At 70.9% G+C, this 20604-nt stretch carries 16 protein-coding genes; 7 read left to right on the top strand and 9 right to left on the bottom strand.

The window, feature by feature from the left end:
- Positions 1–17 precede the first annotated feature (17 nt).
- Entirely contained in the window at positions 18–479 is a 462-nt protein-coding gene (locus F7R91_RS14185) for a universal stress protein (RefSeq protein ID WP_150948303.1), read from the top strand.
- A 25-nt stretch (positions 480–504) separates the two neighbouring features.
- Here F7R91_RS14185 and F7R91_RS14180 read toward each other — a convergent pair whose 3' ends face one another.
- Positions 505–1650, bottom strand: a complete 1146-nt coding sequence (locus F7R91_RS14180) for a CapA family protein (protein WP_150948299.1) — start codon at positions 1648–1650, stop codon at positions 505–507.
- Positions 1651–1879: 229 nt separating this feature from the next.
- Between F7R91_RS14180 and F7R91_RS14175 the strand changes: the two genes are divergently transcribed.
- The 3 genes from F7R91_RS14175 (at position 1880) to F7R91_RS14165 (ending at position 3887) form a co-directional block, all read left to right on the top strand.
- Positions 1880–2428 (top strand): sigma-70 family RNA polymerase sigma factor, encoded by a 549-nt coding sequence (locus tag F7R91_RS14175; protein ID WP_150948296.1) that lies wholly within the window; start codon positions 1880–1882, stop codon positions 2426–2428.
- Positions 2429–2563: 135 nt separating this feature from the next.
- Entirely contained in the window at positions 2564–3079 is a 516-nt protein-coding gene (locus F7R91_RS14170; protein ID WP_150948293.1) for a hypothetical protein, read from the top strand.
- 151 nt (positions 3080–3230) lie between these two features.
- Positions 3231–3887 carry a zf-HC2 domain-containing protein gene (locus F7R91_RS14165; RefSeq protein WP_150948290.1) on the top strand — a complete coding sequence of 219 codons (657 nt, stop codon included), beginning with the start codon at positions 3231–3233 and terminating at the stop codon, positions 3885–3887.
- Positions 3888–3916: 29 nt separating this feature from the next.
- Here the strand turns inward: F7R91_RS14165 and F7R91_RS14160 are convergent, their stop codons facing one another.
- Positions 3917–4780 carry an Fpg/Nei family DNA glycosylase gene (locus F7R91_RS14160; RefSeq protein ID WP_150948288.1) on the bottom strand — a complete coding sequence of 288 codons (864 nt, stop codon included), beginning with the start codon at positions 4778–4780 and terminating at the stop codon, positions 3917–3919.
- 31 nt (positions 4781–4811) lie between these two features.
- Positions 4812–6887 (bottom strand): SpoIIE family protein phosphatase, encoded by a 2076-nt coding sequence (locus F7R91_RS14155; protein ID WP_150948285.1) that lies wholly within the window; start codon positions 6885–6887, stop codon positions 4812–4814.
- Positions 6888–7069: 182 nt separating this feature from the next.
- Here F7R91_RS14155 and F7R91_RS14150 point away from each other — a divergent pair, with 182 nt between their 5' ends.
- Complete coding sequence (locus tag F7R91_RS14150; protein ID WP_150948282.1) at positions 7070–8491, top strand: lipase maturation factor family protein; 1422 nt, start codon at positions 7070–7072, stop codon at positions 8489–8491.
- A gap of 46 nt (positions 8492–8537) precedes the next feature.
- Here the strand turns inward: F7R91_RS14150 and F7R91_RS14145 are convergent, their stop codons facing one another.
- The 6 genes from F7R91_RS14145 to F7R91_RS14120 are packed head-to-tail and all read right to left on the bottom strand — an operon-like array spanning position 8538 to position 18135.
- Complete coding sequence (locus F7R91_RS14145) at positions 8538–11558, bottom strand: alpha-mannosidase (protein WP_150948280.1); 3021 nt, start codon at positions 11556–11558, stop codon at positions 8538–8540.
- 29 nt (positions 11559–11587) lie between these two features.
- Positions 11588–13690 carry an endo-beta-N-acetylglucosaminidase gene (locus tag F7R91_RS14140; RefSeq protein WP_150948279.1) on the bottom strand — a complete coding sequence of 701 codons (2103 nt, stop codon included), beginning with the start codon at positions 13688–13690 and terminating at the stop codon, positions 11588–11590.
- Positions 13687–15006 (bottom strand): glycoside hydrolase 5 family protein, encoded by a 1320-nt coding sequence (locus F7R91_RS14135; RefSeq protein ID WP_225320644.1) that lies wholly within the window; start codon positions 15004–15006, stop codon positions 13687–13689. Before F7R91_RS14135 ends, F7R91_RS14140 begins: the two co-directional genes overlap by 4 nt.
- A 32-nt stretch (positions 15007–15038) precedes the next feature.
- On the bottom strand, positions 15039–15944 hold the full coding sequence (locus F7R91_RS14130) for a carbohydrate ABC transporter permease (protein WP_150948277.1): 906 nt from the start codon (positions 15942–15944) through the stop codon (positions 15039–15041).
- On the bottom strand, positions 15941–16837 hold the full coding sequence (locus F7R91_RS14125) for a carbohydrate ABC transporter permease (RefSeq protein ID WP_150948274.1): 897 nt from the start codon (positions 16835–16837) through the stop codon (positions 15941–15943). The genes F7R91_RS14130 and F7R91_RS14125 overlap by 4 nt, the downstream gene beginning before the upstream one ends.
- A 5-nt stretch (positions 16838–16842) precedes the next feature.
- Positions 16843–18135, bottom strand: a complete 1293-nt coding sequence (locus F7R91_RS14120; RefSeq protein WP_150948272.1) for an ABC transporter substrate-binding protein — start codon at positions 18133–18135, stop codon at positions 16843–16845.
- A 221-nt stretch (positions 18136–18356) separates the two neighbouring features.
- Here F7R91_RS14120 and F7R91_RS14115 point away from each other — a divergent pair, with 221 nt between their 5' ends.
- Together F7R91_RS14115 and F7R91_RS14110 are read left to right on the top strand one after the other, a co-directional pair.
- Positions 18357–19454, top strand: coding sequence for a LacI family DNA-binding transcriptional regulator (locus F7R91_RS14115; RefSeq protein WP_150948270.1), 1098 nt, complete (start codon positions 18357–18359; stop codon positions 19452–19454).
- Positions 19455–19462: 8 nt separating this feature from the next.
- On the top strand, positions 19463–20500 hold the full coding sequence (locus F7R91_RS14110) for an alpha/beta hydrolase family protein (protein WP_150948268.1): 1038 nt from the start codon (positions 19463–19465) through the stop codon (positions 20498–20500).
- Positions 20501–20604 lie beyond the last annotated feature (104 nt).

Genomic DNA, 20604 nt, shown 5'->3' with positions numbered 1-20604 from the left:
CCGATAGCCTCACTCATGTGACGGAACAGCACGCGCACCAGTTCGAGCGGGGCACGGACGGGCCCAAGGTCATCGTGGTCGGTGTGGACGGCTCCGACTCCTCGCTCCGCGCTGCGGCATATGCCAGCGGCCTGGCCCGGCGGCAGCGGGCGCTGCTCGCCGTCGTGTATGTGCAGCCGGTGATGGCGGCGGGGGCCGCTCTCGGGGCGCCGGTCGCCGGGACGACCGGCGAGATCGCCGAGGACCTGGTCGCCCAGATCCGGGAGGCGGCCGAACGCCTCAAGGGGATATTCGACGTGCGCTGGGAGTTCCACACCTTCGCCGGCGATCCCTACAGCGGACTGGTGAAGGCCGCGGACGAACTCAAGGCGGACGCCGTGGTGGTGGGCGCCTCCGAACAGGCCGGCCACCGGATCGTCGGCTCGGTCGCGGTGCGGCTGGTGAAGGCGGGGCGATGGCCGGTGACGGTGGTGCCGTAGCGGGCCCGTGCCGGCCCTACCGGCCCTACCGGCCCATGGTGAGACCGTCCTTGGCCGCGCCGCGGCTGAGCACCACGTCCCGGATGTGGTCGCGCACGGCGCGTACGTCGGCGCCCTGCGCGAGCGCCTGGTCCAGGTCGACCACCCGCCCGGCGTCGACGTCGAACCACTGCGGGACGAACTCGGCCTTCGTCACCCTCCAGCGGCCGCCCGGCCGGGCGGGCGGGGCGAAGGTGAAGCGGCCGATGCTGGACTGGTTGCCGCGCGGGTCCTGGACGCCCGCGTAGTTGACCATCTCACCGGCGATCTGGTCGCCCATGCCGTAGATCACCCAGGTGCCGTTGACCTTCTCGTACGCCTGCGGCACATGGGCGTGGGTGCCGAGGATCAGGTCGATGTCGGGACGGCCGCCGGTGCGGGCCGCGGTGAGCCGGCGCGCCAGGGTGAGCTGCATCTCGTCGGGGGCGTCCTGCCATTCGGTGCCCCAGTGCACCGACACCACGACCACGTCGGCGCCCGCCCTGCGGGCCGCGCGGGCGTCGGCCACGATCCTGTGCTCGTCGATCAGGTTGACGGCCCAGGGCTGCCCCGCGGGAAGCGGATAGCCGTTCGTGTCGAACGTGTAGGCGAGGTGCGCGACCTTGGCGGGGCCCGCGCGCAGCATCGTGGCGGTGCTCGCCTCGGCCTCGGCGCGCGCCGATCCGGCGTGCCGCACACCCGCGCGGTCGAGGGCGTCCAGGGTGCGGTGGATGCCCTCGGCGCCGTCGTCGAGGCTGTGGTTGGAGGCGGTGGAGCAGCCGTCGTAGCCGGTGGCGGCGAGAGCCGGGGCCACTTCGGGCGGGGACTTGAAGGCGGGGTAGCCGGTGTAGTCGCCGTTCGCGCCGTAGACGGTCTCCATGTGACACAGCGCCAGATCGGCGCGGGAGACGAGGGGACGGGCCGCGGCCAGCATCGGGCGGAAGTCGTAGCCGTTGCCTCCTGCGTCGAAGCGGGCACGGTCGATGATCGAACTGTGCGGCAGGACGTCGCCGGAGGCGACGAGTGTGAACCCGCGGTCGGCGGCGGACGGTGCCGGCCGGCCCGGCGTCTGCCGGTCCTTGGCCTGGCAGGCGGCGCCGGCGGCGAGCAGGGCCGTGAGGGCGAGAGCAACCTGTCGTCTGCGGGCAATCATGGGCTCACCTCAAGGAGGTCATATCCAACGGGCAGTCATATTTACGGACAAATAGGTACGAATTTGGACGCTCCCGCAAACGGCCTCGGCGTCCCCTTAGCCCGTCCGGAGCGCGCGAACGGCGGCCCGGGACCGTTCGTCGAACCGTTCGTCGACGCGATCGACCGTCCGCCGCAGAGCCGTGCGCTCGCCCTGTCCAAAAAACGGCACCCTGCGGTGCCATACGGCCATGACGGCCGGAACCACCCTCATGAAGAACGGCACGACCGCCGACCACGAGCTCGCCGCACTCCAGCGGGAGCACGGCCGGCCGCTGTTCGCGCTTCTGCTCAGGCTGTGCGACGGGGACCGGCAGCGCGCCGAGGACCTGGTCCAGGAGACGCTCGTCCGCGCCTGGCAGCACCCCGAGGCGCTGCGCGCCGACGACTTCGAGTCCGTACGGCCGTGGCTGCTCACCGTGGGACGGCGGCTGGCGATCGACGCGCGGCGGGCCCGGCAGGCCCGGCCCCCGGAGGTCGGCGACGCGATTCTGGAGAACGCGAGGGTGTGCGCCGACCACGCCGAGCGGGCGGCCGCCGCCCTGGATGTGCGCAAGGCTGTGAAGACACTCACTCCCGAGCACCGTGAAGTCCTGGTGCTCGTGTACTTCCACGGGGCGAGTGTGGCGGAAGCCGCGGAAACGCTTGGAATTCCACCCGGTACGGTGAAGTCCCGCGCGTACTACGCGCTGCGCGCCCTGCGCCGGGTCCTGCCGGGATACGCAGCCGACCTGCACTGAAACCAACGGCCGGGTCAAACCTCAGTAAAGCGCCTTGCTGAGGACCCCGGTTGAGTAATCCGCTGTCTTCATCCGTGTTCCGGACTGGGGGCCCGGGGTCGGGCGACCGTACTTACCGGAGGAAGGCAGGAAGGGATGCTGCACAGAGGTCAAGAGAGTACGGACGGCGCCGGTGGTGGTGAACTCGCCGTTCCCATGGCCTGGTTGTACGCCGAGTACATCGCCGACGAACTGCTGCGGACCGGCGATCTGATGCCACCGACGTCCTTCGAGTTCCGCGCCGGGCGGGACGCCCTCGCGCTGACCATCTTCCTGTCGGACACCGAGGGCGAGCTCTCCGGTATCCAGGTCGTCTCCCAGCTGGAGACCTGGATGTCGCTGACGGCCTACGACCAGCCGTGGCAGGACTGGGTGGGCGAGCGGATGGCACAACTCGCCGCCGAGGCAGCCGCGTCCGGCGGCCCCGCCCCGGATCTGGCACTGGCCGAGGCGGCCTGGCGCTGGCTCGAGGAAACCGAACTGCTCGCGCCCGACCTGGACGCGGTGCCGGGCGGCGCAGCGGTGTTCGGCGAGGAGGAGGGACCGAAGGTGTGGACCCCGGCGTGGCAGCTCGGACTGCCTCTCGGGCACCTCGCCATCCATCTTTTCTAGATACTTTTCGCCTCGGACCAATCCTCGGGCCGGGCGGCTCCGAACCACTTGGTTGCGATTCTCCGTGTGACTTGAGTGATTCGGCTGTCTGGTCCGTACCGGTGGGAGCAAGGAGTAACCCCACCCGCACCCAAAGGTACGAGGATTCCGCATGAGGTCCCTGGAAAGGCATCGCGACGTCGGCGCGTACGCGCTCGGCGTGCTGGACGAGGCGGACGCCTTCCGCTTCGAGGACCACCTCATGGAGTGCCCCCGCTGCGCGGCACGGGTGACCGAGTTCGGTCCCATCACGCGGCAGATGCTGCTGTACCGGCGGGCCACCCCCCGTTCCGTGCACCCCATGGCCCAGCCCGGCCCCCGGATGCTGGACCGGCTGCTCGGCGAGGTCGCGGCTCGGCAACGGGCCCGGCGCAGGCGGCTGATGTTCGCCCTGGCCGCCTCGGTGGTGCTCGCGGTGGGCGGGCCCGCGCTCACGATCATGTCCGGCGACTCCGGCGGCGAGAAGGCCGTACAGGTCACGGCGACCGACGAACGTTCCGGCGTCTGGGCTCAGGTCACCACCCAGGACGAGGACTGGGGCAGCGCGGTGGAGCTGGAGATCAAGGACGGCGCGGGGCCACGGCCGTGCCGGCTGATCGTCATCGGCCACGACGGCTCCGAGCAGACGGTGACCAGCTGGAACGTACCGCTGCACGACGCCCGCCCGAACACCATGCGGGGCGGTGCGGCCATACACCCCGACCAGATCGCCCGCTACGAGGTCCGCACGGCGGACGGGGAGCATCTGGTGACACTCCCGGCCCACTGACGCTCCCGTCCCACCGGGCCACCGGTGCGCTACTTGAGCAGCCGCGACATCCTGCGGTCCGCGAGCGGCTTGCCGCCCGTCTGGCAGGTCGGGCAGTACTGGAGCGAGGAGTCGCTGAAGGAGACCTCGCGGATGGTGTCCCCGCACACCGGACAGGCCTCGCCGGTGCGGCCGTGCACGCGCAGACCGCTCTTCTTCTCCGCCTTGAGGCGTCCCGCGGCCAGGCCCCGGGAGCGCTCGACCGCCTCCGTGAGCGTGGAGCGCAGCGCCTCGTACAGGCTTCGGGTCTCCTCGGGGGTGAGCGTCGAGGTCGGCTTGAACGGGGACATCCTCGCGGCGTGCAGGATCTCGTCGCTGTAGGCGTTGCCGACGCCCGCGATCAGGCTTTGGTCCCGCAGCGCGCCCTTGATCTGGCGCCGCTCGCCCGTCAGCAGCGCCGCGAGGCGGGCCTCGTCGAAGTCGTCGGCGAGCGGGTCCGGGCCGAGCCGGGCCACGCCCGGGACCTCCTGCGGATCCCCTACGACGTAGACGGCGAGCCGCTTCTGGGTGCCGGCCTCCGTCAGGTCGAAGCCCGCGCCGGTCTCCAGGGCCACGCGCAGGGCGAGGGGACCCTTGCCGGGCCGCGGTACGCCGTCGGGGAGCCGGTCCTTCCAGTGGAGCCAGCCCGCGCGGGCCAGATGGGTCACCAGGCGGGGGCCGCCGTCCGTCTCCAGGTCGAGGAACTTGCCGTACCGGTGCACGGCGACGACCTCCTGGCCCTCGACGGCCGTGACCGGCGGGTCGTACGTCTTCAGGACGCTGATCGCGACGGGCAGCACCCGCACGATCTCGTGGCCGACCAGGTGCTCGGTCAGGAAGTCCTTGAGCGCTTCGACCTCGGGGAGTTCCGGCATACGTCCAGAGTGCCACCGGAGGCCGGTGGGGTCAGTCCTTCTCCGGCACCACGAACTCGGACCACACGCACTTGCCGCCGCCCCTCGCCTCCACGCCCCACGCGTCCGCGAGCAGGTCCACCAGGAGCAGGCCCCGCCCGGAGACACCCGACTCGCCGGCGTCGCGGCGGCGCGGCAGGGCGCTGGAGGTGTCCTCCACATCGACGCGCAGCCGGCGGGCGCTGCCGGTGAGGACCCTGAGGGTGACGATCGCCGAGCCCTCGGTGTGCAACAGGGCGTTGGTGATCAGTTCATCGGCGACCAGCTCGATCTCGTCGGCGCGGTCGCGGGCGCCCCAGGCGCGCACGGCCGCGCGGATCATGTGCCGGGCCCCGGTGAGGGCCTCGGGGTCGCCGGGTGCCACATGCTGCTGGAGCCGGCCGCCGGACCTCGGGGCGTCGATGCCGCGGCGGCGCAGCAGGAGCAGCGCCACGTCGTCGTCGCCGCCGCGGGCGTCGGCCACGTCGATCAGCCGGTCGGCGAGATCCCGTACGTCCTCGGGGCCGGCGGCGATGAGACCGGCGAGATTCAGCATGCCGTCGTCGAGGTCGGCGCCGGGCTGTTCGACCAGGCCGTCCGTGCACAGGAGCAGGGTGTGGCCGGGGTCGAGCTCGACGGTGGTGACGGGGTATTCGAGGCCGCCGAACTCGGCGGACAGGCCGAGCGGCAGACCGCCCTCCACACAGACGCGGCGGCAGGAGCCGTCGGGTCGGCGGATCAGCGGGTCGATATGGCCGGCCCGGACCACCTGGACCACTCCCGTGGACAGGTCGGTCTCCGCGTACAGGCAGGTCGCGAAGCGGTCGGTGTCGAGTTCGTGCAGGAAGACGGAGGCGCGGGCCATCACCGTGGCCGGGGTGTGGCCCTCGGCGGCATACGCCTTCAGGACGATGCGCAGCTGGCCCATGACGGACGCGGCGTGCGTGTCGTGGCCCTGGACGTCGCCGATGACGGCGCCCACGCGGCCGCCCGGGAGCGGTATCACGTCGTACCAGTCACCACCGATGTCACGCCCGAAGGAGGCCGAGCGGTAGCGCACGGCCACGTCGGCCCCGGGCACGCTGGGGATGGTGCGCGGCAGCATGGCCTGCTGGAGTCCGGATGCAAGGTCCTTCTCCTGCTCGAAGAACATGGCGCGCTGCAGGCTCTGCGCGATGCTGCTGCCGAGGGCGATGATGACGTTGCGGTCCTCGGGCGAGAAGCCGCGCCGGTCGCTGTAGAGCAGGCCCATGGCGCCGATCGGGCGGGCCTCGACGATGAGGGGCAGATAGGCGGCCGCCGTGATGTGCAGGCCGGTGATGTGCGGCCAGAGGATCGGATAGCGGTCCGCGAACTCCTCCGGCGACTCGATGAAGCGGGGGGTGAGGGTCCGTACCGCCTCGCTCATCGGATAGGGCTCGTCGATCCGGGTGACCAGGGTGCCGGGGACGAAGCTGCCCGCGGGGCCCTCGGCGATCAGTCGGATGCGGCCGGCCTCGACCAGGCCCATGACCAGACTGGTGGCGCCCAGGTGCGTGAGACCGTGGGTGTCCTTGAGGACGTCGATGACGTCCTGGACGGTGCGGGCGTGGGCCAGGGCGGCCGTGGTGAGCTGTACGACGTTGGTCTGGCGGCGCTGGGCCTCGTCCTGGACGACCTGCTCCCGGCGGGACTCTATGTCGTCGATCTCCTGGGTCGCGTCGCGGAGGATGCCGACGATGCGGCGGGGCCGGCCGGTCCCGTCGCGCCGGATGTAGCCCTGGGTGTGGGTCCAGCGCAGGGTGCCGTCGCGGCAGCGGATGCGGAAGTACGTGCCGTAGTTCTCGCTGCCGTCCTTCATGGCCTGGGCGACCAGGGTGTCCAGCCGGTGGGCCTCGGCCGCCGGGACGCGGACGGCCAGCGTCTGGGGGTATCCGTCGTATTCCTCGGGGCGCAGATCGAAGATCTCGTGGGCCTGGGCGTCCATGTGGAAAAGCCCGCTGTCCAGATCCCAGTCGAAGCTGCCCATGCGGTTGAGCGCCAGGATGGGATCCGGGTGGGCGGGCCAGTCGTCCGGGAGTGACAGGGCGCTCGCTCCCCGATCAGCCATGGGGCCCACCTTGCCAGGATTCGCCCGATTCTTCGAGTGGGCGGCACGTCCTTCGAGCGGACGGCACGTTCATCGACCGGGGACCTGGCCGTGTTCCCCTGGGGGGTTGCGCAAGCCGAGGGAAGGTATACGCAGAGTGACACGGGGTCCCGGCGCGACAATGAAGGAAGGAGCGCACGACCGTGGACTGGTTCACCGCACCCGACTACTGGCTGAGCCGGCTGGTCTTCCAGCGGGCTCTGGCCGGTCTGTACCTGGTGGCGTTCCTGACGGCGGCGCTCCAGTTCCGCGCGCTGATCGGAGAGCGCGGGATGCTGCCGGTCCCCCGGTACACCGCGCGGGTGCCGTTCCGGCACTCCCCGAGCCTGTTCCAACTCCACTACTCGGACCGGTTCTTCGCGGCCTGCGCCTGGGCGGGCTGTGCGGTGTCGGCGGCGCTGCTGGCGGGAGTCGACTCCCTGCTGCCCCTGTGGGGCGGCATGCTGCTGTGGCTGGTGCCCTGGGCGCTGTACCTGTCGATCGTCAACGTGGGCCAGACCTGGTACGCGTTCGGCTGGGAGTCGCTGCTTCTGGAGGTGGGCTTCCTCGCCGTTCTCCTCGGCAACGACGAGGTGGCCCCGCCGGTCGTGGTGCTGTTCCTGCTGCGCTGGATCCTGTTCCGGGTGGAGTTCGGCGCGGGTCTGATCAAGCTGCGCGGCGACGCCTGCTGGCGCAAACTGACCTGCCTGGACTACCACCATGAGACCCAGCCGATGCCGGGCCCGCTGAGCTGGTTCTTCCACCGTCTGCCGCGCCCGCTGCACCGGGCCGAGGTGGCCGCGAACCACTTCACCCAGCTCGTGGTGCCCGTCCTGCTGTTCACCCCGCAGCCGGTGGCCACGGCGGCAGCCTCCCTGATGATCGTCACCCAGCTGTGGCTGGTGCTGTCGGGCAACTTCGCGTGGCTGAACTGGATCACCATCGTGCTGGCGCTGTCGGTGGTGGGGTTCCCGTACTCCGCACCGTCCGTGCCGGACGCCCCGCTGTGGTACGAGATCGTGGTCCTCGCGGTCGCCACGCTGCTCGTCGCTCTCAGCCGGCACCCGGTCCGCAACATGATCTCCCGTCGACAGGTCATGAACCGTTCCTTCGACCCGCTCCATCTGGTCAACACCTACGGGGCGTTCGGCAGCATCAGCCGGATCCGGTACGAGGTGGTGGTCGAGGGCACCGACGACACGGTGCCGCGCGAGGACTCCCACTGGCGGGAGTACGAGTTCAAGGGCAAGCCGGGGGATCCCCGGCACTGGCCGCGCCAGTTCGCGCCGTACCATCTGCGGCTCGACTGGCTGATGTGGTTCGCGGCGCTGTCGCCCGCCTACGCCGGATCATGGTTCGGCGCCCTGGTGGAGCGGCTCCTGGAGAACGACCGGGACACGCTGAAGCTGCTGCGCCGCTCACCGTTCCCGCCCGACGCGCCGCCGCGCTACGTCCGGGCCCGCCTCTTCCGCTACCGCTACACGACCTGGCGCGAGCTGCGGGAGACGGGCGCCTGCTGGGAGCGGACGTACGTGCGGGAGTATCTGCCGCCGACGCGGCTGGAGGGAATGGTTCAGAGGTCGTGAGCGCCGCCTGCGTTCGTTCGGCCTCGCCCCGGACGCTCCTCCTCCGCTACCCCCGCCGCAGCCGCAGCGTCACCAGTTCGAAGGGGCGCAGTCGCAGTTCGATCGCTCCGTCACGCAGGTCCGGTGCGGCGGCGTCTTCGAGCGGGCGTTCCAGGAGGTCCGTCACCCTGACGCCGGTGACCTCGAACCCCGCGGTGAGCGTGGCGCGTGCGCGTCCGCCGTGGGCCTCGTGGAGGCGGACCACCACATCGCCGCTCCCGTCGTCCGCCAGCTTGACCGCAGTGACCACCACGGCCTCTTGGTCGACGGTCACCAGCGGCGCCACCTCCCCGGCCCCGGTGAGCGGCCGCTGTGGCAGATTGATGCGCCAGCCCTCGCGCACCGCGTCGGCGATGTCCGCGCCCGGTACCAGGGCGTGGCGGAAGCGGTGGATGCCCTGGTCGGTCTCCGGGTCGGGGAAGCGCGGGGCGCGCAGCAGGGAAACGCGGACGGTGGTGGTCGTACCGCGGTCGTCCTCGGTGCGGACCGTGCGGGTCACATCGTGGCCGTACGTCGAGTCGTTGACGAGCGCCACGCCCCAGCCCGGTTCCGAGACGTGGAGGAAGCGGTGGTTGCAGGCCTCGAACTTGGCGGCCTCCCAGGACGTGTTGGTGTGTGTGGGGCGGTGGAAATGCCCGAACTGGGTCTCGGACGCGTACCGTTCGGCGTGCACGTCGAGGGGGAAGGCGAGCTTCAGGAACTTCTCGGTCTCGTGCCAGTCGACCTCGGTGTCCAGGACCAGCCGCCGCTCCCCCGGGGCGAGCGACAGCACCTGGGTGACCCGGGAGGCGCCGAAGGAGCGGACGATGCGCACCGACGCGCCGTCCTCGCCCGTGGTGGTCTCGTCCGTGTCCGTCAGGTCTGTGACCGTGTTGCGGTAGAACTCGTCCACGTCCCAGGCGTCCCACATGTTCGGGAAGTCCGGGTGGAGTTGGAGGAGGTTCGCGGCGCGGCCCGGTGCGACCGTCTCGCGGTCGGCCTCGATGTCGTACGCCGACACGACAAGGCCCCTCGCGTCGATCTCGATCCGTAGCAGGCCGTTGTCGAGGATGTGGCCGCCGGCCGGGCGTGCGGTGAGGCTGGTCCGGCCCTCCGTGACCGGGGTGCGCGCTCCGCCCGCCGGGACGCCGTCGCGGGTGTGCGGGGCCGCGTTGAAGACGAGAGGGGTCGTGCCCTCGCCGGCCAGGGCGCGCTGGGCGGCCTCGATGATCGCGGTCAGCTCGCCGGCGATCCGCTCGTAGGTCAGCCTCGCCTCGCGGTGCACCCAGGCGATCGACGAGCCCGGCAGGATGTCGTGGAACTGGTGCAGCAGGACCGTCTTCCAGATACGGTCCAACTCCTCGTACGGATAAGGGAATCCGGTGCGTACGGCCGCGGTCGCCGACCATAGTTCGGCCTCGCGCAGGAGGTGTTCGCTGCGACGGTTGCCCTGCTTGGTCCTCGCCTGGCTGGTGAGGGTGGCGCGATGGAGTTCGAGGTAGAGCTCGCCGACCCAGACGGGCGGGGCGGGGTATTCGGCCTCGGCCTGCTCGAAGAACTTCTTCGGCGTCTCCCAGACGACGGCGGCCGAGCCTTCGAGGTCGCGAAGCCGGGCCGCCTTGGCGATCATCTCGCGGGTCGTGCCGCCGCCTCCGTCACCCCAGCCGGCGGGGGCGAGGGAGCGGCGGGCGGCCCCCTTGTCCCTGAAGTTGCGTGCCGCGTGGGCGATTTCGCTGCCGCTCATCGAGCAGTTGTATGTGTCGACGGGCGGGAAGTGCGTGAAGACGCGGCTGCCGTCGATGCCCTCCCACTGGAAGGTGTGGTGCGGGAACTTGTTGGTTTGCGACCAGGAGATCTTCTGTGTGAGCAGCCACTTGGAGCCGGCCGCTGTGATGATCTGCGGGAGCCCTGCGGCGAAGCCGAAGGTGTCGGGCAGCCAGGCCTCCTCGTTCTCGATGCCGAACTCGTCGAGGAAGAACCGCTTGCCGTGCACGAACTGACGGGCCATCGCCTCCGAGCCCGGCATGTTGGTGTCCGACTCGACCCACATGCCGCCCGCCGGCACGAACCGCCCCTCGGCCACCGCCTTCTTCACCCGCGCCCACACCTCGGGCCGGTGCTCCTTCACCCAGGCCCACTGCTGGGCCTGCGACATGGCGAAGACGAAGTCCGGCTCGTCCTCCAGGAGAGCGGTCATGTTCGAGACCGTACGGGCCACCTTGCGCACGGTCTCACGCAGCGGCCACAGCCACGCAGAGTCGATGTGCGCGTGACCGACGGCGCTGATGCGATGGGCGGAGGGCACGGCGGGTGCGGACAGCGCCGGCTCCAGGAGGGAACGGGCCCGTGCGGCCGTGCCGTTCACATCCTGGAGGTCGACGGCGTCCAGCGCCTTCTCCACGGCCCGCAGGATCTCCCAGCGCCGCGCCGACTCCAGCGGCAGCTCGGCCATCAGCTCACCGAGCACCTCCAGGTCGGCAACCAGCTGCCACACGGTCTCGTCGAAGACCGCGAGGTCCATACGGGTGAGCGTGTACTGCGGTTCGCTGCCCGCGGTCTCCTTGTCGCCCAGCTGCGTGGGCCGGAAGGGGTGGTAGCCGAGGATGACGGGGTTGGAGGCGGCCTCGATGTGCAGCCGCACCTCCTCGCCGCCCTCGACGGGCGCGCCGACGCGCACCCACTGGTTGCGCGGGTTGAGGCCCTTCACCGGGGTGCCGTCGGGCCGGTAGACCAGTCCCTCGCACTGGAAGCCGGGCATGTTCTCGTCGAAGCCGAGGTCGAGGAGGGCCTCGACCGTCCTGCCGGCCCACGCCCGAGGGACGTTTCCGGTGACGCGGAACCAGCTCGTGCCCCAGGGAGCACCCCACCGGGCGCCCGCCTCGATCGGCTCGGGTTCGGCCGCCAGTCCCTCGGCGACCGGCACCGGCTCGCCGGGCGCATGCCACACCGCCACCTCCAGCGGCACGGACTCGGGGTACACGGCGGGACGGATGCGCTCGTCGAGGACGCGCCTGAGGCGGGCTTCGACCAGGCTGCGGTCGTCATGCATGCGGGGTGCTCCAGCTGGGTCGCGGGTGGTTACCAGGTGTGGGTCACGGTCACGGGGTCCGACGCGGTGTAGAGCTCCCCCACGGCACGCAGTTCGAACCGTGTCGTCTGCTCGCCCTGTTCGGGCCGGAGGCCGGCCACGAAGTACGCGTGCTGGCAGGTTCCGCCGAGGAAGCGCCGGGTGCCGTCGGGGAGAAGGCGGTGCAGGGTGTGGTGGCGTACGTCGCCGGGGGCGGGGTTCCAGGCGAACCGCAGGTCGCCGCCGGTCGCGCCGGTGATGCGCGGGGCTGTGGGGGCGGCGGGCGGCGCGGGAGGCGCGGTGCGTACGGCGATGGCGCCGAGCCGCCACCGCACGGGGCCTTCGGTGGCCGTGAGCCGGACGGCGATCGTGTGCAGGGTGCCGGACATGCCTGTGAGCGGGACGGTCACGGTCTGCCAGCCGTTGACCGCGTTCACAGCCCGGCTGTGGACCGAGTTCACCGGCAGAAACGTGTACGGCGGTGTCGCACCGGCCCTGCTCGGCTTGGCGGTGGCCATCGCCAGCTCGACGTTCACACTCCCAGCGTCCGTCCGATGCGTCAGCTCGACAACCGTGTCAACACCGATCGGCAGCCGTGTCGCGTACAACTCCACCGTCGTCGGCTCGTCCAGTTCACCGTCCACCAGCACACTGCTGCCGCCGCACCACGCGTCCGCGAAGTCGAAGGAAACGGTCGGCCGCCGCCCCTCCGCGCGCACCACCCACCGCCGCGAGGGCAGCCGGTCCTGCAGCCCGAGGTGGTTCCAGGGTGCGTCCGACGTGATCTCGCCGTTCTCGTGCCACCGCAGCCCGTGCCCGGTGTTGAAGACGCTCGCGAACGGCACCGAGCTGACCGTCGAGCGGTCGGCGACGGACACGGCGGGCGCCCGCCAGCCGTCCGTCCCGTCCGGCCGCGAGGGATCGAGGGAACGCCCGGTCCAGAACCGGTCGTCGGCGGCGTGGAACTCCCCCGGGGTCCGGTTCGCCGGCAGATGGTTGCGGGTCCACTCGGGCCGGTAGAAGCCGAACGAGACCACGTGCGCCTTGTTCGCCGGCACGATGGCGTCCCAGTTCACGGACGCGTTCCAGCCGTTCGCCTCCACGTCCACACCCGCCCACAACTCATGGCGGCTGCGCCCCAGTTGCTCCGCCCTCCGCCCCGAGGACGCCAGCGTGCCCGCCGTCCACCGGAAGTCGACGAACATGTCGTCGGCGGCCTCGAAGAACGCCTGGTTCTGTGTGTTCAGCGCGCCCTGCCAGCTGACCGTCCCGTTCACGGTCATCGCGTCGTACCAGGTCACCCGCTGCCCCGCGACGGCCGCCAGCGACCCCAGCTCGCGCAGGAAGCCGAGCATGGCCGTGCCGAGCGCGGTGTTGCCGCCGCCGGTCTCCGCGTTGACGAACCACCCGTCGAAGCCGTACGCGGCGGCGACCGCCACGAGTTGCCCGGCCAGCGGGTAGTGGCCGGAGGAGTCCTTCTGCACCAGCTCACGCGTCCACTGCAACTGACCCCCGTAGGCGACGGGCGGCAGGAAGACGTTCCCGAGGACGGGCACACCGTGGCGGTGGGCGGCGTCCACGATCGGGGCGTTGGGGGCGAGGATCAGGCCCTCGCCGGCCGAGCCGCCCCAGAACACCAGCTCGTCGATGTACGCCCAGTGGGTCAGCGCGTAGCAGTCGGCGGTGGCGGAGCCCTGGGACGGGTTGCCGGACGTGGGCCCGAAGGAGACCAGCGACTGGATACGGGCCTGGCCGGCCCGCGCCGACGTGTTCGGCGGGGTCGGGGTGAAGCGGGCGGCGAGCGGCACGGTGGCCGCGTTGAAGGGGAGGTCCGCGTCGTCGGCGGCGCGCCAGGTCTTCAGGCTGCGCCAGGTGATGCCGGTCCCCGGGGTGCCCGAGGGCAGCGAGTCCGGGTACCAGTAGGAGGCGTACGGCTGGAGCGCGTCCGCCGCCTCGGAACGTGCCGTCGCCTTGGAAGCCGCCGCTTCGGGAGCGGCCTCCTCGGGAGCGGCCGCAGCCTTCGAAGCGGCATTCGCCGGCACGGAGGGCGGCAGGGCGGCCGCGGCGCCGACACCGGCGCCGGCGAGCAGGACGGTGCGTCTGGTGGGGGTCACGAGCGGGTGCCTCCTTGTGGTCCATCTTGTCCCTGTGGTCCCTGTGGTCCTTGTGGTCCTTGTGGTCCTTGTGGTCCTTGTGGGAGGGGAAGTACCTGGTCGGGAGTGACGACATCGGTGATGCCGCGCGCGGCGAGGTGTTCCTTGTCGTCCGCGTGCACATCGAGGACGGTGGCCGGGCGGGCGCCGTCGGCGACCAGCCGGAACCAGGCGTCGAAGACCCGCCCACCGGGGCCGCAGGCGGAGCGGGCCGAGGGGTCGGCGGGGACGACGAGGGCGGTGGTACGGACGGCGGGTGCGCGGGTGTGCTCGCGGGCCGCGCGCGCCAGCTCGTACGCGATGTCCTTGGGCCGCCGGTCGTTGGTCAACAGACCGAGCCCGTATTCGAGTTCGGGGAAGTCGGCGAGGTCGCGGGACACGTCGTGGGAGCACCACCAGGTGATGCCCCACACGTCGGTGCAGTCCAGGACATGCGCCAGGGTCGCCGCGGCGAAGGCGGCGGCGTGCTCCGCGGGGACGAGGGGCTGGGGTGCGCCGACCTCCTGGAGCCAGACGGGACGGTGGGGCTCGTCGGCCCAGGCCTTGCTCAGCTCGATCAGGTACGCGGCATGGTGTCCGGCCGGCACGGAGGTGCGACCGTGCCGCTGGGCGGTGCCGTTGAAGACCCAGGAGTGCACGGCGGTGACGGCACCCTGCCGGGCGGCCTGCGCCGGGGTGAAGGGCTGGTCGTCCTGGTACCAGGTCGCGTCGTACTCGGCGTGCAGATGCAGTCTGCCGGGCGCGCCCTCCTCGCAGGCGGCCAGCATGCGGGTGAGCCAGGCGTCGATCTCCTCGGACGTCGCCCGGTCGGGGTCCGGATGCGGACCGGCCGCGAACTGGTTGACCTCGTTGCCGAGGGTCATGCCGAGGAAGCCGGGCCGGCCGGCGAGGGCCGCGGCGAGTGTGCGCAGATAGGCGGCCTGTCCGTCGAGCACCTCCGGGTCGGTGAACAGGTTGCGCCGGTGCCAGGTCCGGGTCCAGGCCGGCAGGAAGTCGAAGCTGCTCAGATGCCCCTGGAGGCCGTCCACGCTGACGTCGAGCCCGCGTTCGGCGGCCGCGTCGACGAGCCGCACCAGCTGCTCCACGGCCCGCGGGCGGATCAGCGTGCGGTTGGGCTGGAAGTACGGCCACAGCGGGAAGACCCGGATGTGGTCCAGGCCCAGCGCGGCGACGGAGTCGAGGTCGGCCCGTACGGAGTCCAGGTCGAAGTCGAGCCAGTGGTGGAACCACCCTTCGCTCGGGGTGTAGTTGACGCCGAAGCGCACGGCAGCAGGCATGCGGTTGTCCTTGAGCTCAGGAGACGTGTCCGTCAGCCCTTCACGGCCCCCTCGCCCGCCCCGCGGAAGAAATACCGCTGGAGACAGGCGAACAGGGCGATGAGCGGGGTCACGGCGATGACGGTGCCCGCGGCGACGAGCCGTTCGTCGCCCGCGAAGGTGCCGTGCAGGTAGTTGAGGCCGATGGTGAGGGTGAACTTGGAGGGGTCGCTCAGCACGATGAGCGGCCACAGGAAGTCGTCCCAGGCGCCCATGAAGGCGAAGATCGCGACGACGGCGAGGGTGCCCTTCACCGACGGCAGCGCGATCCGCAGGAACCGCTGCCAGACGTCGGCGCCGTCGACGTAGGCCGCCTCCTCGATCTCGTAGGGCAGGTTGAGGAAGGCGTTGCGCATCAGCAGGACGTTCATGGCGCCGATGCATCCGGGCAGGACGACGCCGATCAGGGTGTTGTTGAGGCCGAGCTCCCGCATGGTCGTGAACTGGGCGATGATGATGCCCTCGACCGGCACGAGCATCGCCAGGACGAACACGAGCGTGGCGACCCCGCGGCCCCGGTAGCGCAGCCGGGCCAGAGCGTACCCGGCGAGGGCCGAACCGACGCAGTTCGTCACGACGTTGGCGGTGGCGACCTTCAGCGAGTTGAGGGCGTAGTCCCAGACCGGAATGGTGTCGGCGACCCGCTCGTAGTTGTGCAGGGTCGGCCGGCCGGGCAGGAACTTCGGCGGGGAGCTGAAGATGTCCTCCGTCGGGCCCTTGAGCGAGGTGGACAGCTGCCACAGGAACGGGCCGACGGTCAGGGCGAGCACGGCCAGCAACAGCACATAGCGCAGGGCGAGTTCGCCGACCCGGATGGGGCGGCCGTGCTCGTCGGTGACGCGGGGTTCCCTGGCGACGGCCGGTGCCGGGGCGGGCCGTACCTTGTCGATGACGCTCATGTCCGCTCCCTCCGGTCGGCGCGCAGCACAAGCAGCATCAGGACGACGGTGACGACGAAGACGACGACGGAGAGGGCGGAGGCGTAGCCGACGCGGCCGGTCAGGCCGGTGCCGGTACGCTGGACGAGCATCACGAGGGTGGTGTCCTCACCCGCCGGGCCGCCGCTCGGGCCGGCCATCAGGTACACCTCGGAGAACACCTTGAACGCGGCGACCGAGGAGAGCGCCCCGACCAGGACCATGGTGGAGCGGACGGCGGGCACGGTGACGGTGCGGAAGCGGCGCACCGCGCCCGCGCCGTCCACCGCCGCGGCCTCGTGCAGCTCGCGCGGCACATTGCCCAGCGCGGCCAGGTAAATGATCATGTAGTAGCCGAGGCCCTTCCACACCGTGACGGCCATGGCGCTGATCAGCAGCAGCCACTGGTCGCTGAGGAAGCCGACCCGGCCCACGCCGATCGTCTCCAGCAGGGAGTTGATCAGGCCGCGTTCGTCGAGCAGCCACACCCAGATCAGCCCGACCACGACGATCGAGGCGACGACCGGGGTGTAGAAGGCGGACCGGAAGAAGGTGATGCCGGGGATGTTCTTCTGCACCAGCAGCGCGAGCAGCAGGGGCAGGACGACGAGCGCGGGGACGACTCCGAGGACGTACAGCGTGCTGTTGCGCAGTCCGGTCCAGAACATGTCGTCGTGCAGCAGCTCGCGGAAGTTGGCGAGGCCCACGAAGCGGCCCGGGATCAGGGTGCGCCGGTCGGTGAAGGCGTTGACCAGGGTGGAGACGAACGGGTAGAGGATGAACGCACCCGTGACCAGCAGCCCGGGCGCGGCGAGCAGCCAGGGGCTGGCGGGCAGTTGGCGCCGCACCCGGGAGACGGCGGTGGAACTCGCCATGGCGCTCAGCCCTGCTGCGCCAGGAGCCGGTCACAGGCCCTGACAGCGTTGTCAAGAGCTTCCTGGGGGCTCTCCTTGCCCTGCAGTGCCTTGGCGACCTCGTTGCGCAGTTCGGTCTTCATCTGCTCGCTGAACAGGACGGGCGTGTAATTGACCGCGTTCTTCAGCGACTTGGCGGCGGCCACCCGCACCCGCGTCTCGTCGGTCCCGTCCTGCTCGGTGAAGTACGGGTCGTCGAGCGAGCCCGCCGTGCTCGGGAAGATCGCGACCTGCTTCGCGAACGACATCTGGCGCTCGGCGTCGGTGACGTAGTGGGCGAACGCGACCGCGGCGGGGGTCCGCTTCGTCCGCGCGTTGACCATCACCCCCATCACATACATGTTGACGTGCCCGGTACTGGTGATCTGGTCCGTGATCCCGATGTCCCTGTACAGGTTCGGCGCCTGCTTCTTGAAGTTGCCGAGGTCGAGGGCGCTGCCGGGGTTCATGGCGACGGCCTCGGTGAGGAACTTCTTTCCGGAGGACTCCGGGGTGGCGGTGAGCGCCTGCGGGTCGAGCGCCTTGGCGTCGTACAACTCCTTGTACTTGGTGAGGAGTTCGACCCCCTTGGGGTCGTTGAAGGTGAAGGCGGTGCCCTCCTTGTTCATCAAGGGGACGCCGTAGCGGCCGAAGTCCTCGATGGTGGGCACATTGGCGAGGGTGGCGACCTCGCCGTCGCTCTCCTTCGCCATCCGGAGGGCGTCCGCGAAGAGTTCGTCGTACGTCCTCGGCGGCTGGTCGGGGTCGAGTCCGGCCTCCTCGAACAGCGACTTGTTGTAGAACAGCGGGCCGGTGTTGAGGTACCAGGGGAAGGCGTACGTCCCGGTCATGCCCGGAATGCGATGGCCGGCCCAGGCGCCCTCCAGGTACTCCTTCCGGTACTTCACAGCGGCCTTGTCGAGGTCCAGGGCGAGTCCGGCCTGGGCGAGCGGGGCGACGAGGTCCGGGGAGACGTTGACGACGTCGGGCAGCGTGCCGCCGGCCGCGTCGGCGCTGATCTTGTCGGCGTAGCCCTCGGCGGGCTGGTCGATCCATTTCACCCGGGTCCCCGGGTACTGCTTCTCGAACTCGGCGATCACCCCCTCGAAGTACGGCTTGAAGTTGGCCCTCAGGTTCCAGGTCTGGAAGGTGACGTCGCCCTCGACCTTGCCGGAGGCGTCCGTGGAGCCACCGCCGTCGTCGGACGAGCCGCAGGCACCGAGCGGCAGGACGAGGGCGGCTACGGCGGCTGCGGCGGTTGCTCTGCGGGATATGGGCACGGTGACACGGCTCCCTTGGCGGCGTCGGCGGCGGGGACGCCATGGACCATGCCCGCGGCCTTCCGGGGAAGTCAATACATTGACCGCAGCTAAAGAAATTCACTCCTCATCAGTGCAGGTCAGAGCAGCATGGGCGAAAACTTGCCAGTTTTCACTAATGCGCTCTAGGGTACTTGCACTCAAGCGCATTAGCTGCCATCGGCGAGAAAGCGGGAAGCACCATGCCTGCGAAACGGTCACCGGCGCGCCGGCCGACGATGAAAGACATCGCGCGGCGCGCCGGGGTCTCCGAGAGCGCAGTCTCCTTCGCGCTCAACGGCCGTCCCGGGGTCTCCGAGGTCACCCGGGACCGGGTGCGGCGGATCGCCGAGCAGCTGGGCTGGCGGCCCAGTACGGCGGCGCGGGCACTGTCCGGGGAGGGCGCGGCGACGGTCGGCCTCGTCCTCGCCCGTCCCGCGGACACACTGGGCGTGGACTCCTTCTTCCTCCAGCTCGTGTCGGGCATCCAGGAGGTACTGGCGGAGCGTCATCTCGGGCTGCTGTTCCAGGTGGTGGAGGACATCGACGACGAGTGCGCGGTGTACCGGCGGTGGTGGGCCGAGCACCGGGTGGACGGTGTGCTGGTGGTCGACCCGCGCACCGACGACCCGCGGCCCGGCCTGCTCGACGAACTCGGGCTGCCCGCCGTGGTGATCGGCGGCACGCCGGACGAACGCCACCCGGGGCTGTCGACGGTGTGGGCGGACGATGCGGGGGCGATGGCCTCGGTCGTGGACGAGCTGTACGCGCTCGGCCACCGGCGGATCGTGCACATCGCGGGACTGCCGGGGCTCGCGCACACCGAGCGCAGGATCCGGACCCTGCGCACCGAGGCCGGGCGGCTGGGCCTGACCGAGGTGCAGTCGGTGACCACGGACTACTCGGACACGGCGGGCGCGGCCGTGACCCGCCGGGTCCTTGAGCAACCCGCTCCCCCGACGGCCCTGATCTACGACAACGACGTGATGGCCGTCGCCGGAGTCGCCGCGGCGGGCGAACTCGGCTTCTCGGTACCGGCGGACGTGTCGGTGGTGGCCTGGGAGGACTCGGCCCTGTGCCGCATGGTCACACCATGGCTGTCCGCGCTGTCCCGGGACAGTGTGGAGTTCGGCCGCACGGCGGCGGCCGAACTGACCGCGCTGCTGGACGCAGGCCCGGCGCGGACGGTACGGGTTCCCGTGCCGCGGTTGATCGGGCGGGCCAGTACGGGGGTGGCGAGAAGCGAGGGACGGGGGACGGCGCCGAGCGAGACACCGGGGGTGGCCACAAGCGAGCGATAATGGTCGGTATGCGGCCACGGGGAGCGGCCTGTGCCGCCGCCGGACTGTCCCTGGTCGTCGCGATCGGCTGCACCGGGGGCACCGACGAAGCTGCGCCCGATGCCACACCGACCGCCACCAGAGCCACCACCACACCGCCCCGCACCACCGCCGCGCCCACGCCGACCCGGTCCCCGGCCGACCCCGTGTCGATCCCCGGCCTGATACAGCGCCGGCATCAGGGTTCGGACCTGCGCGTTCGCACCGTGCTGGCCCGCACCGCCGCGTACACCAGCTACGCGGTGACGTACCGGGCGAACGGGCTGACGATCTCGGGCCTCATGAACATCCCCACGGGCAAGGGGCCGTTCCCGGCGCTGGTGCTGGCGCACGGCTACATCGATCCGGCCGTGTACACCACCGGCCGCGGCATGCCACGGGAACAGGACCTCCTGGCCCGCAAGGGCTACGTGGTCCTGCACACCGACTACCGCAACCACGCGCGCTCGGACGACGATCCGGACAACGACGTCAACCTCCGGCTCGGCTACACCGAGGACGTCATCGGCGCGGTCATGGCGCTGCGCTCCTCCGGCCGCCCGGAGATCGACGGCGACCGGATCGGACTGCTCGGCCGGTCGATGGGCGGTGGCGTCGTGTACAACACACTGGTCGTGGCGCCCGGTCTGGTCGACGCGGCTGTGGTCTACGCACCGGTCAGCTCGCGGCCGGCCGAGAACATCGATCACTTCCAGCGCCGCAACGGGGACCCGGTCGTCGCCGAGATAGAGGCCGAGCACGGCACACCCGAGGAGAACCCGGCCTTCTGGCGGGAGGTCTCGCCCCTCACCCATGTCGACCGGGTGACCGAGCCGCTGCTGATCCACCACGGCACCGCGGACGACACCTGCCCCCTCACCTGGTCGAAGCAGACCACGGCCGCATTCAAGGCAGCGGGCAAGGACGTCCGGCTGGTGACCTACCCCGGCGAGGGGCACACCTTCGGTCCGCAGTGGCGGCGCTCGATGGACGTCACGATGGCGTTCTTCGACCGGCACCTGCGCTGAGTCCCGGCCGAACCCCGAATGTCCCGGGGCGCGCACTCTCGACGCGGAGCCCCTGCTCCGGGCACAGTTCTCCCGACGTACTCGCCGGTACGCCCGTGAGACCG

The organism is Streptomyces luteolifulvus (genome assembly GCF_008806595.1).
Lineage (GTDB): Bacteria > Actinomycetota > Actinomycetes > Streptomycetales > Streptomycetaceae > Streptomyces > Streptomyces luteolifulvus.
The sequence above is the reverse complement of the archived record's forward strand: the minus strand, read 5'-3'. Positions and strand labels throughout refer to the sequence as shown.